The organism is Streptomyces sp. AM 4-1-1 (assembly GCF_029167625.1).
Lineage (GTDB): Bacteria > Actinomycetota > Actinomycetes > Streptomycetales > Streptomycetaceae > Streptomyces.
Window position 1 is genome coordinate 1,784,722 of sequence record NZ_CP119145.1, and the last position, 12,549, is coordinate 1,797,270.

Below are 12,549 nucleotides of genomic sequence, written 5' to 3' on the forward strand. Positions count from 1 at the left end.
TCTTCGGAAACCACTGCGGACTGCGCGATGACTGAGAACGGACAACGCCTGGTGATCCGCCGACTGGAGACCGCGGATCTCGCCGCGGTACGGGAGATCTACAACCACGCCGTGCGCCGGTCCACCTCCACCCTCGACACCGAGGAGAAGACAACCGCCCAGATGCGGCAGTGGCTGGACCATCACGACGAGCGGTATCCGGCGGTGGCGGCCGAGTCCGACGGCGTCGTCGTCGGCTACGGATCGCTCAGCCAGTTCGCCTCGCGCGGCGGCTACCGGGCCAGCGCGGAGATCTCCGTGTACGTCGGTCCCGGGTTCCAGGGGCGCGGTGTGGGTACCCGGCTGTGCCACTGGCTGACCCGGCACGCGGAGGAGACCGGGTTCACCGGCGTCCTGGCGGTCATCACCGCCGGCAACACGAGGTCGACACGTCTGTTCCGCGACGCCGGATACACCTACAGCGGCGTGCTGAACGACATCGGGTACAAGCACGGGAGTCTGGTCGACCTTGAGCTGTACCAGCGCGGATTCCCCGCCAACCGGGCCCGTTACGCGGGCCCGGAAACGCCGGTCACCGGTGGGCCGACGGGCACGGAGTCGGTGGCGGGGTCGGGGCCGGTGGTGGGGTCGGGGCCGGTGGCCGGCTCGGGCTCGATGACTGGGCCGGTGGCGGGATCGGGATCGGTAACGGGGCCGGTGGCAGGCTCGGGGTCGATGACGGGGCCGGTGGCGGGCTCGGGGCCGGTGGCAGGCACGCGGTCGGTGATTGCGACGGGGCCGGGGCCGGTGGCGGGCAACGCGGGCACGGGGTCGGTGGCAGGGCCGGTGACGGGCACGGGGCCGGGGCCGGGCGCACGCTCGTACGCGGGTACGGGCGCGGGCGCCGTCTCCCCGTACACCCGTGCCGTGCACGCGCAGGCCCACGCGGTCACCGAACTGCTCGACGGCGACCGGCCGCCCGCCCTGGACGCGTCCCGTCCGATCGTCCTGGCCGCCGCCGGGCTCTCCCTGCACTCCTGCCGCACAGCGGCGGCCTGGGCCCGTCTCCTCAGCGGGGGTCGGGTCAGGCCCGCCGTACTGCCCTCGCACGCGCTGACCGCGGACGAGCCGCTGCACCCGGACGACCAGGTGGTCCTGGTCGGCCCGGAGGCGTCGCGGGGGCCGCTCGCCCGCCTCGCGACGGCCGCGTACGTCGTCGACGGCGGCCCCGGCGGGCGGTCCATGCCACGGGCCGTCGCACGCGTCGGCGAACTGGCCGTACTCGCGCGGCTGATCGCCCGCACCCTGGGCGAGGACGCGGCGGGGCCGCTGATGAGCGGCCTGCGCGGCGTCCCGGACGCGCTGAGCCGCGCGGCGGACCTTCCGCTCTCGCCTGCCGCCGAGGAGGCACTGGCGTGCGGCCGGCGCGCGCCGCTGCTCATCGCGAGCGGCGCGCTCGACGCCCCCGCCGCGGCCGAGGCAGCCGCGGCCGTCAAGAGCGCCGCACAGCGCTGGGCGGAGGCCGTCTGCCTCGACGCGATCGACGACACGGGCCTCGACATGGGCCTCGACGCGGTGGGCGACGCGGCGGGCGGTGGCGAGGGCGGCCCCGCCACGGCCTGCCTCGTCCGACCGCCGGGACACGACGGGGCACGGGCCGACCGGCTGGCCGGCCGTCTACGCGCTCTCGGTGTACGCGTGGTCATCAGCAGCGACGATGAGGAGTCAGACATGCCCTTTCCGGAAGTCCCCTCCCTGGTACGGTCGTTCGTCATCACGACGCCCTTCCAGCGACCGCCGTCCACCGGAACGGTGACCCGATGAGCGTCACCGAGGCGTACCTCCAGGAGTGCCTGGCGGACGGTGGCGGCATGCGCGACGTGGTCAGCCGTACGCGCTTCCCACCGGCCTTCCAGGAGTGCTGGGGCGCCAGGATGCTGGCCCGGCCCATGTTCGTGCCGGAAGGCGAACTCGCCGCGGCCGTACGCGACATCGAGACCGTCTTCACCCTCCTCGGCTCGCTGCCCTTCCGGCTCTTCGACGGCGACGTGGACCACTACTGCTCGCTGCTGGGCATCGCCCCCGACAAGGCCGCCGTACTGCGCCGGTTCGCCGGCACGGGCCCCGTACGCTACGGCCGCGCCGACCTCTACCACGACGGCCGTGACTTCAAGCTGCTGGAGTTCAACGTCGCCAGCGACCTGGGCGGCACGGACCGGGCCGAGATGCAGCGGTCCCTGCTGGACACCGAGCCCTTCGGCGAGTTCGCGCGGCGGCATGGGCTCGGCTACGTCCACACCGGCGAGGAGATCGTCCGCGCCCTGCGCGGCGCCTGCCGGCCGACAGCCGGGGAGCGCACACCCCGGGTGGCGCTGGTCTGCGCGCGAGGCGGACTCGCCCGGTTCGGACACCTGTTGCTCGCGTTCCGGGAGACGCTGCACCGCCTGGGTCTGCCGATCGCCCTCGCCGAGCTCGACGACGTCACCGAGAGCGCGGGCGCGCTGCGGGTGGCGGGCGTGCCCGTCGACGCCGTCTTCCGGTTCTTCACGGTCGACGACGTCTGCGCGGACACCCGGGCCGCGCGGCACGCGGAGCCGATCCTCCGGGCGCACGAGGAGGGCAGGGCCGTCCTGTGGACGCCCATGGACAGCTCCCTCTACTCCAACAAGGGCGCGCTGTCCCTGCTCTCCGACCCCGGCCACGGCGCCGTGTTCACCGACGCGGAACGGCGGGCCGTGGACCGGCTGCTGCCCTGGACCCGGCTGCTCGCGGACGGTCCCACCCGGGTCGGCGACCGGACCGTCGACATGCTCGACCACTGCGTCGAGCGCCGCACCGAGCTCATCGCGAAGCCGCTGCGGGACTTCGGCGGTACGGGCATCCTCGTGGGCTGGGAGCTGAGCCCCCACGCCTGGGAGTCGGCTCTGCGGGACGCCGTGAAGGACCACTTCATCGTCCAGGAGCGTGTGACGCCCCGAACGGAGAAGGTCGTGGACCCGGGGACGGCGGCCGTCGAGGAGTGGATCGCGGCCTGGGGGGTGTTCATCACCCCGGGTGGATACGCGGGGACGGACGTACGGGCCTCGCCCGCCGGCTCCGGGGCCGTGGTGAACTACGGAACCAACCAACTGACCCGCACCACAGGCGTCTTCACCCACTGAGCGCCCACTGTGCACCCACCGGGCAGGTGCCGGACGCAACGGGCCCCATGGCACGGACCGCCGTCCCGCACCCACCGGGATCGGCGCGGAAATCCGTGGCGGGACCTTCGATACAGTGACGGAGCCACTGCCACACCATCACCAGGAGTCACGTTGTCGTCTCCCGCCCTCAGCCCCGAAGCCTGGCTCGCCCGAGCGACGATCGCCCCCGAGGTCATCGCGCTGCGGCCCGACTACCGCGCGCTGCTCGTCGTCGCCGAGGGACTGCGCCCCGGCCCCAGCGACGGGACCAGCGAGCGACTGCTGGCCGACGCCGAGCGCGTGGCCCGGGAGCGGTTCGCGGACACCGCGCTGGAGGAGCACCCGCACATCGCCGCATGGCGGGAGACGTTCAAGGCCGCCGGGATGAAGCCCCAGCGCACCCGCCCCAGCGCGGAGGCGCTGCTGCGCAGGCTCGCCGACGGGCTGCCGCGCGTCAACCGGCTGACCGACATCTACAACGCGGTGTCCGTCGCGCATGTGCTGCCGCTGGGCGGCGAGGACCTCGACCGCTATCAAGGCCCGGCCCGTCTGGTCCGGGCCACCGGTGAGGAGACCTTCGACACCACCGCGAAGGGCGAGGCGGTCGTGGAGTCGCCGGACGCGGGCGAAGTGGTCTGGCGCGACGACCTCGGCGTCACCTGCCGCCGCTGGAACTGGCGTCAGTGCACCCGGACGCAGCTGAGCGAGAAGACCACTCGCGCGCTGTTCATCCTGGACGCCCTCGGGGCGATGGACGACGCCGCGCTGGAGAGCGCCGGACAGGCCCTCGTCGACGGACTGCGCGAGGCGAACCCCGACGCGCGCACGGCCGTACGGCTGGTCACCGGCACGTCGAGCGAGCCGGTCTCATGCTGATCCACCCCTGGGACGCGGCGTTCAACGACGGGGAGTGGCGTCAATGGCTCGCCGCTGGGCGGGACTTCGGGCACTTCGCCGTCAACACCTCGCCGGGGAACCCACCGGAGGTCCTTCCCACCCACTTCCTCCTCGACGGTGACACGGTCCTGCTGCACTTCGCCCGGGCGAACCCCGTCTGGAAGGCACTGGAGGCCGCGCCCACGGTGCTGATCAGCATCGCCGACGACTACACGTACGTCCCGTCGTCCTGGCGCGCCAAGGACGACGAGCCGGCGGAGAACGGTGTGCCGACGTCGTACTACAGCGCCGTGCATCTGATCGGCGAGGCGGAGATCGTCGACGATCCGGTGGAGAAGGCGGAGCTGCTGACCCGCCAACTGGCCCACCACCAGCCGGAGGGCGGCCACGCCCCGGTGCTCGCGACCGAGCCCCCGTACGGACGCCAGCTCTCGGCGATACGGGGCATCCGGATACGTCTGACGTCGGTGGCGGCGAAGTTCAAGTACGACGACCACCGCCCCGCCGGACAGCGCGAACGCATCGCCGGACACCTGGTGGCCCGCGACGGCCTCAACGACGCGGCGGCCGCCCGCCAACAACTCCGCCGCCTGCACGAACAGCCGTGACCGGCCCGCCGCCCCCGGTGCCTGAGGCCGTGTCCTCAGGCACCGGGGGCGGCGCGCGCACACGACCGGTCGGTGCCGGAGCGGAACAGTCCCCGGCGAGCGCCGTGACCGGGGGCGTCGGCCCGGCGGGCTCGGCGGGCGCTGTGCCCTGCGGTCCGGGGCGTGGCCACGAAGGTCTCTTCGGGCTCAGGAAGTCGTCAGGGAGAGGAAGTTCTCCATCAGCTTCCGCACCTGACGCCGGTACGCGGAGTAGTACAGCGGTACGTCCGCCCGCGTGGCGGCGACCACCGGGGCGTCCACGGCCTCTCCGGGAGGCGCGTCCGCGGCGGCGTCCAGCCATGCCTCCAGCAGCCGGTCGTCGACTTCGACGTGATACTGCACGCCGTAGGCGCGTTCGCCGATACGGAACGCCTGATGGGGGGAGCCGGAATCGGAGTACGCCAAGAGCTGGGCTCCTGCGGGGAGTTCGAGCGAGTCGGCGTGCCACTGGAACATCCGCTGTTTCTCCGGCAGACCGGAGAAGAGAGGATCACGAGTGCCCGCTTCGGTCAAACCTACGGTCTGGAATCCGAAATTCACCCGTGTACCGCGGTGAATGACAGCGCCCATGGCATGAGCCAGGATCTGAGCGCCCAGACAGATGCCCAGGCAGGGCTGCCCTCGTTCCACCGCGTCCCGCAGCAGTTCCTTCTCCTCGACCAGACAGGGATGGAGATCGTCGTCCGCCGCGTGCTGCCCACCGCCCAGGACGATGACCGCGTCATGATCGAGGCCGTCGGGTATCGGCTCCTTCTGCGCGTGGACGACGTCGTAACCGACACCGGCCTCGCGCAGCGCCGAGCCGATGTCCCCCTCCGAAGCGGTGGCACTGTTCTGGACTATCAGAATCCGAGACAAGAGGGACGGCTCCTTAATGGCAGCGGATTATTTGTTGAAGTACGACACCAGAAGTCCGGCGGCGACCGCCCACATCATGCAGCCGACCGCGATGTCAAGAATTTTCCAGGCCAGTGGCTTCTTGAAGAAGGGAGCCAGCAGAGAAGCCCCGTAAGCGAGACTGAAGAACCAGACGACCGACGCGATCATGGCTCCGACACCGAATGCGAACCGGTCGAACCCAATGTAATGCGAGCCGACGCTCCCGACCAGTACGACGGTGTCAAGATATACGTGAGGATTCAGCAGACTGAGCGCAAGAGCGGCAATTACGGTGGTGCGCAGATCTCCGACCGGTGCGGCGGTCTCCACGTCCATGCTTTTCATCCGGGCAGCGGAACGAAATGCCTTGACGCCGTAGAAGAGCAGGAAAAGCGCGCCGCCCCAGGTCGCGATCGCCGTCACCGTGGAGCTGGCCGCGATGGCCGTGCCCACACCGGCCACACCGACCGCGATCAGCGTGACGTCACAGATCGCGCTGACGCTCGCCACGGCGAGGACGCGCTTGCGCATCAGCCCATGACGGATGACGAACGCATTCTGTGCGCCGATCGCAATGATCAGGCCGGCTCCGACGGCGAATCCCTGCACCAGGGGTACGGCAGTCAAGATAATCCCTTTCCATGCACGAAGCGCTTTTCCCTTGCGGAGAGCGCGCTCCGGCGACAGACGGATTCGCGACCCCCATTTGCGCCGACAGTCCCACAGATTGAATCATGTGGTTCGCTCGCGAACAGTGTCAAGCCTGATCAGCGCACGCCGCCCCTCTAATCCTCCGGCCGATGGTGGCCATAGCGGCCATGGCACCAACTGGCCAGTGCGGCGTGTGACGATTCCTGGTAAATGTCTGAGGGGCGGCTGCGAGGATCTTGCATGCGACCGACGGCGACCTGGAAGCGTGCGGGCCGTCTTCATCACGCCGAATCCTGAGGAGTGGCCTCCGTGGCAATCACAATCGATCAGGAAGCCCAGGCGGCCTTGGCACCCGGCCTGGTCTCCATGTCACGCGCGCTGTACCACCGCGGCTGGATGGAGGGTACCTCGGGGAACCTCTCCGCCCGCCCGGCCGGCGACAGGGATCTGGCCCTCGTGACCGCGAGCGGCCGTTCCAAGGGCGAGCTGACCGACGAGGACGTCGTGCCGGTGGAGGTGTCCACCTCGAAGCCGCTGCGCGACGGCGGACCACGGCCGTCGGCGGAGACGTCCATCCACACGGCGCTGTACCGGTCGGCCGCCGACTGCGAGGCGGTGATCCACGCGCACGCGCCGTACGCCACGGCCGTGGCCGGCGTCACGGCCCACCGCGGTGAAACGTCCGTACGCATCGAGGACTTCGAGCTCATCAAGGGCCTCGGACTGGCGGACCCCTCGTCGGTCACCGTCCCGGTCTTCCCCAACTGGCCCGACGTGGGGCGGATCGGCTCCGACGTCGAGACCCACTACCGCTCCGCCGGCGCCGGGGCGCCGCCCGTGCTGCTGATCGCCCACCACGGCGCCACGGTCTGGGGACCCACCCTGGAGGCGGCCCGCAACCGGCTGGAATGTCTCGAAGGCATCTGCCGACTACTGCTCCTGACGGGGCATCACCTCTGATCGACGCGACACCGCCACACCGCCACACCGCCACACCGCCACACCGCCGACGATCGAGCATCGGGCAGTCCCGAACCCGTAGCCGTAGCCGTAGCCGTACCGAACACCACAACGCGAGAGGACCGGACACCATGACACTGCTGCGCACCATGCCTGTGGACGACCCGAGCAGCACCCTGTCGCTCACCGAGGACCCCGCCGGGATCACGAAGTTCCTCGCGGACGCCGGCATTCGTTACGAACGCTGGGACACCGACCGCGGGCTGGCCGCCGACGCCGCCGAGGAAGCCGTCCTCGCGGCCTACCGGACCGAGATCGACGCGGTCAGCGCCGCCGGCGACTACCGCTTCATCGACGTCGTGCGGATGCGGCCCGCGCCCGACGACCCGACGTGGCCGGAGAAGGCCCGCACAGCCCGCTCCCGTTTCCTTGAGGAGCACCGGCACGCGGAGGACGAGGTCCGCTTCTTCCCGGCCGGCCGCGGCTGCTTCTATCTGCACATCGACGACCGCGTCCACGCGGTCGTCTGCGAAGCGGGCGATCTGCTGTCGGTGCCCGCCGGCACGGTTCACTGGTTCGACATGGGCACCGTCCCCGAGTTCACCGCCGTCCGCTTCTTCCAGAAGGAGGACGGCTGGGTCGGCGACTTCGTGGAGAACTCGATCGCCTCGCGGTTCCCGACGCTCGACCAGATCCAGGCCGAGCGGTGATCCGCGCGATCGTACTCGACATCGAGGGGACGACCAGCTCGCTCACGTACATGAGGGACCATCTCTTCCCCTACTCCCGGCAGCGGCTCGTCCCGTGGCTGCGCGAGCCCCCGCCCGGGGCGGCGGCGAACGTGGCCGGGATCGCCGCCGAGATCCGCGCACGCCTCGGCGCCCCCGATGCCTCCGTCGACGACATGGCGGACGCCCTGCGCGGCTGGATCGACGACGACGTCAAGGAACCGGCGCTCAAGTCCCTCCAAGGACTGATCTGGCGGCACGGCTACGCCTCCGGTGACCTCGTCTCGCACGTCTACGACGACGTGCTGCCCGCCCTGACCCGGTGGAGCGGGCAGGGCGCCGCGCTCCATGTCTTCTCGTCCGGCTCGGTGCTCGCCCAGCAGGACTGGTTCCGGCACACGGGCAGCGGGGACCTGCTGCACTTCTTCTCCGGCCACTTCGACACCCGCGACCCGGGCCCCAAGGCGGACCCCGCCTCGTACAGGTCGATCGCCGCCCGGACGGGGGCCGACCCGGCGGAGATCCTCTTCTGCTCGGACAGCCGACCGGAGCTCGACGCCGCGCGGGAGGCGGGCTGGCGGACGCTCGGTGTCCAGCGCCCGGACGGAGCGGCCACGAAGACCGAGGGTCACCGGACGGTCACCACCTTCGAAGGGGTGGAGCTGTGAAGTCCGTGTTCGCCGTCATGACGGCACTCGCCCGACGCACCGGCGCGCTCAACCTCGGCCAGGGCTTCCCCGACTCCGACGGCCCCGACTTCCTGCTCGACGCGGCCCGCCGCGCGATCGGCGAGGGCCTCAACCAGTACCCGCCGGTCAACGGTCTGCCCCGGCTCCGCCAGGCGATCAGCGAACAGCGGGAGGCGGAGTACGGACTCCGTTACGATCCCGACTCCGAGATCGTCGTCACGATGGGCGCGACGGAGGCGGTGGCCGCGGCCCTGCCGGCGCTCTGCGACACCGGCGACGAAGTGATCGTCTTCGAGCCGTACTACGACGCCTACGGCGCGGCGATCTCCCTGGCCGGCGGCGTACGCAGGACCGTGCTGCTCCAACGGGACGGGGACCGTTTCGTCTTCGACCCGGACGAGCTGCGCGGGACCGTCACCTCCCGCACCCGCGTCATCCTCCTCAACAGCCCGCACAACCCGACCGGCAAGGTCTTCGGCCTCCGCGAGCTGGAGCAGATCGCCAAGGTCTGCCGGGAGCACGACCTGATCGCCGTGACGGACGAGGTGTACGAATACCTCACCTACGACGGGGTCCGGCACATCACCCTGGCCTCCCTGCCCGGGATGCGCGAGCGGACCCTCGCGATCTCCTCCGCGGGAAAGACCTTCAACGTCACCGGCTGGAAGGTCGGCTGGGCGTGCGGCCCCGCCCGTCTCGTCGACGCCCTGGTCTCGGTCAAGCAGTACCTCACCTTCGCCGGCGGCGGCCCCTTCCAGGCGGCCGTGGCCGAAGGGCTGCGCAACCCCCGCCCCTGGGTCGACACGCTCCGCGACGACCTCCAGGGGCGCCGCGACACGCTGCTGACCGGACTGGCGGCGGCGGGCATCCGCACCTGGACCCCGGAGGGGACCTACTTCCTCCAGGCGGACGCGGCCTCCTTCGGCCACCACGACGGCGAGGAACTCTGCCATGTCCTGGCGGAGCGTGCCGGGGTGGTCCTGCTGCCCTCCACGGCCTTCTACGACGACAAGGAGGCGGGGCGGCCCCTGCTCCGCCTCGCCTTCTGCAAGCGGCAGCAGACCCTCGACACAGCGGTGGAACGGCTCACCGCCTTCGCCCTTGCCCGACCCCAGGAGACCCAAGCATGAGCCAGGCAACCGGATACGTCCGCGCCGAGATCGGCGTCATCGGCGGCAGCGGGTTCTACTCCCTTGTGCGGGACGCCCGTGAGGTGCCGGTGAGCACACCGTACGGAGACCCCTCCAGCCCCCTGATGGTCGCCGAGGTCGCCGGGCGCACCGTCGCCTTCCTGCCGCGCCACGGTCACGACCACGCCTTCCCGCCGCATCGCATCAACTACCGGGCCAATCTCTGGGCGTTGCGTTCGGTGGGCGTGCGGCAGGTGCTCGCCCCCTGCGCGGTGGGCTCGCTGCGCCCGGACTACGGCCCCGGCAAGATCCTCGTCCCGGACCAGTTGGTCGACCGCACCCACGGCCGCGTACAGACGTACTTCGACGAGGGCGCCGTACACGTGCCCTTCGCGGACCCGTACTGCTCGGCCGGCCGCGAGACGGTCATCAAGACCGCGGCGGACAGCGGCGTGCCGGGCGTCATCGACGGCGGCGCGATGGTCGTCATCGAGGGTCCCCGCTTCTCCACCCGCGCCGAGTCCCGTTCGTACGCCCGCCAGGGCTGGCCGATCGTCAATATGACGGGGCACCCCGAAGCGGTCCTCGCCCGCGAACTCGCCCTGTGCTACACGGCGATCGCCCTGGTCACCGATCTGGACGCGGGGGCCGAGGCCGGGCACGGAGTGAGCCAGGCGGAGGTCTTCGAGGCGTTCGGGAAGAACATCGAGAAGCTGCGCCGGCTGCTGCTCGACGTGATCGGCGCGATGCCGGCCGACCGCGACTGCGACTGCGTGCGGGCGCACGACGGAATCCAGCTGCCCATCGAGCTGCCCAACTGACCTCCATACCACTTACGTTGACCGAACGGCCTGCCGCGCCCCACCCGCACGTTCTCTCCGTACTTTCTCCCCGTACCTCCTTCCCGTACCTCCTGCCACCCGCACCCGTTCCATTCCGAGATACCGCATGTCCGAGCGAGAGGGATGAACCACCCATGTCACTGGTGAACGCGCACAACGAGTGGGACCCGCTGGAAGAGATGATCGTCGGTGTCGCGGAGAACGCCCGGGTGCCCTCACCCGACCCCGGACTCTTCGCGCTGGACTACTGCGAGCACCACGAGAGCCAGGACGAGATCCCGTCCGGCCCCTACAGCGAGAGGGTCGTCACCGAGGCCCACGAAGACCTCGAAGCCTTCGTCGATCTGCTCAAGGGCGAGGGCGTCACCGTGCGCCGCCCCGACATCACGGAGCACGCCAAGCCCTTCAGCACGCCCGACTGGCAGACGGACGGCGAGTACAACTACTGTCCGCGAGATGTGATCCTGCCGATCGGGCAGACCGTCATCGAGACTCCCATGGCGCTGCGCTCGCGCTTCTTCGAACCGTTCGCGTACAAGGAGATCCTGCTCGACTACTTCAGGAGCGGCGCGAAGTGGATCTCGGCGCCCAAGCCGCGCCTGCTGGACGACACGTACCGCGTGCGCCCCGAGTCGGGCCTGCCGCTGGCCAATCTGGAGCCGGTCTTCGACGCCGCCAACGTCATGCGCGTCGGCAAGGACATCCTCTACCTGGTCTCGTGCAGCGGGAACGAACTTGGCGGCCAGTGGCTCCAGCAGATCCTGGGCGACGAGTACCGCGTCCACTTCATCCGCGGCGCGTACGAAGGCACCCACATCGACACCACCGTCATGGTCGTCCGTCCCGGCCTGGTGGTGCTGAACCCGGAGCGCATCCGCGAGGACCAGATCCCGCCGGTCTTCAAGGACTGGGACGTCATCTGGGCCCCCGAGATGGGCGACACCGGCTACGCCTGGGACTACCCGCGCGCGTCGATCTGGCAGGGCATGAACTTCATCATGATCAACCCGGACCTCGCGGTCATCAACGACCAGCAGTCCCCGCTCATCAGGGAGATCGAGAAGCGCGGCGTGCAGGTCGCTCCCCTGAGGATGCGTCAGGCGCGCACCCTCAGCGGCGGATTCCACTGCGTCTCGGTCGATGTGAGGCGCCGGGGCACGCTGGAGGACTACTCCGCCTGAGCATCCGCACACCCGCCGCGCCCGCCTCCGACCCGCCTCCGACCGTCTCCCGACCGCGACCCGGTCCTCGGTCCGCTCACGGCCGGCGGAGGCGGGCGCGGCGCCGGACGGGCGCTCCCTCGGCTCCTCCGCCGTCTCCGGAGGCCCCTCCGCTTCGGCCCTTCCCCGGCGGCCCTCCGCTCATCGCGCCGGAACCACACCGCGTAGGAGAAGTACACGGCGAGTCGCCCCTGTTCACCTCGGACTCCGTGACCGAGGGCAGCCCCGACAAGATCGCCGACCAGATCAGCGGCCCCATCCCCGGCTGCCCCGTACTCCCTGACGGTCAGGCGCGTGCAAGTCCATGATGTACATAGCGATGACACATCACCAACGTTCGCGACAGCAGCTCATCGTGCACGGGGCGGACCGGGTACGGAGGGCAACGCCCCGCCAGCGCGATGGTGTGGACGGAGTGCAGCGTCTCCCTCAACGTCCGCGAGACCGTCTCACGACGCTCCTGCGGACGGAGGATCGAAAAGCCCAGGTCACACCCGCTCAAGGCTCGTCCTGGACGCCCGAAGCCCCACGTTCGCCGCACTTCCGCGAGACGTTCACGGCACGCAAAATGTCCCCGGAAAACGCGTTTCCCCAGGTCAGAACGATTCTGCCTAGGGCCGCTGGGTGGGGCGGGTGGGACTCGAACCCACGGCCGACGGATTATGAGTCCTTTGAGGCTCTTGGCGACCCTTGTCGATCTATGCTCATCTTGGCCGTTTTCCCAGGTCAGACGCAGTTTGGCGCA

General features: G+C 70.4%; 12 protein-coding genes. 10 read left to right on the forward strand and 2 right to left on the reverse strand.

All coding sequences use genetic code 11. The features are described from left to right. Nucleotides 1-27: 27 nt before the first annotated feature. The 4 genes from PZB75_RS07490 (at nt 28) to PZB75_RS07505 (ending at nt 4,666) form a co-directional block, all read left to right on the forward strand. Complete coding sequence (locus PZB75_RS07490; RefSeq protein ID WP_275534509.1) at nt 28-1,803, forward strand: GNAT family N-acetyltransferase; 1,776 nt, start codon at nt 28-30, stop codon at nt 1,801-1,803. After that, a complete protein-coding gene (locus tag PZB75_RS07495) occupies nt 1,800-3,140 on the forward strand; it encodes a hypothetical protein (protein WP_275534510.1) in 1,341 nt (446 codons plus the stop codon). Before PZB75_RS07490 ends, PZB75_RS07495 begins: the two co-directional genes overlap by 4 nt. Nucleotides 3,141-3,293: 153 nt before the next feature. Beyond that, nucleotides 3,294-4,037, forward strand: coding sequence for a phenylalanine--tRNA ligase beta subunit-related protein (locus PZB75_RS07500; RefSeq protein ID WP_275534511.1), 744 nt, complete (start codon nt 3,294-3,296; stop codon nt 4,035-4,037). After that, a complete protein-coding gene (locus PZB75_RS07505; RefSeq protein ID WP_275534512.1) occupies nt 4,031-4,666 on the forward strand; it encodes an FMN-binding negative transcriptional regulator in 636 nt (211 codons plus the stop codon). The genes PZB75_RS07500 and PZB75_RS07505 overlap by 7 nt, the downstream gene beginning before the upstream one ends. 186 nt (nt 4,667-4,852) lie before the next feature. Here the strand turns inward: PZB75_RS07505 and PZB75_RS07510 are convergent, their stop codons facing one another. Together PZB75_RS07510 and PZB75_RS07515 are read right to left on the reverse strand one after the other, a co-directional pair. After that, entirely contained in the window at nt 4,853-5,563 is a 711-nt protein-coding gene (locus PZB75_RS07510) for a type 1 glutamine amidotransferase (protein WP_275534513.1), read from the reverse strand. Nucleotides 5,564-5,590: 27 nt separating this feature from the next. Continuing rightward, a complete protein-coding gene (locus PZB75_RS07515) occupies nt 5,591-6,211 on the reverse strand; it encodes a LysE/ArgO family amino acid transporter (protein ID WP_275534514.1) in 621 nt (206 codons plus the stop codon). Nucleotides 6,212-6,544: 333 nt separating this feature from the next. Here PZB75_RS07515 and mtnB point away from each other — a divergent pair, with 333 nt between their 5' ends. From mtnB to PZB75_RS07545, 6 genes are all read left to right on the forward strand, one after another. Next, on the forward strand, nt 6,545-7,195 hold the full coding sequence (mtnB, locus tag PZB75_RS07520; RefSeq protein ID WP_275534515.1) for a methylthioribulose 1-phosphate dehydratase: 651 nt from the start codon (nt 6,545-6,547) through the stop codon (nt 7,193-7,195). Nucleotides 7,196-7,326: 131 nt separating this feature from the next. Next, nucleotides 7,327-7,905, forward strand: coding sequence for a cupin (locus PZB75_RS07525; RefSeq protein WP_275534516.1), 579 nt, complete (start codon nt 7,327-7,329; stop codon nt 7,903-7,905). Next, nucleotides 7,902-8,591: an acireductone synthase gene (gene mtnC, locus PZB75_RS07530; protein WP_275534517.1), complete on the forward strand. Its 690-nt coding sequence runs from the start codon at nt 7,902-7,904 to the stop codon at nt 8,589-8,591. The genes PZB75_RS07525 and mtnC overlap by 4 nt, the downstream gene beginning before the upstream one ends. Then, nucleotides 8,588-9,742 (forward strand): pyridoxal phosphate-dependent aminotransferase, encoded by a 1,155-nt coding sequence (locus PZB75_RS07535; RefSeq protein ID WP_275534518.1) that lies wholly within the window; start codon nt 8,588-8,590, stop codon nt 9,740-9,742. Before mtnC ends, PZB75_RS07535 begins: the two co-directional genes overlap by 4 nt. Next, nucleotides 9,739-10,563 carry an S-methyl-5'-thioadenosine phosphorylase gene (locus PZB75_RS07540; protein WP_275534519.1) on the forward strand — a complete coding sequence of 275 codons (825 nt, stop codon included), beginning with the start codon at nt 9,739-9,741 and terminating at the stop codon, nt 10,561-10,563. Before PZB75_RS07535 ends, PZB75_RS07540 begins: the two co-directional genes overlap by 4 nt. A gap of 155 nt (nt 10,564-10,718) precedes the next feature. Next, nucleotides 10,719-11,765 carry an inosamine-phosphate amidinotransferase 1 gene (locus PZB75_RS07545; RefSeq protein ID WP_275534520.1) on the forward strand — a complete coding sequence of 349 codons (1,047 nt, stop codon included), beginning with the start codon at nt 10,719-10,721 and terminating at the stop codon, nt 11,763-11,765. The last annotated feature ends 784 nt before the right edge of the window (nt 11,766-12,549 follow it).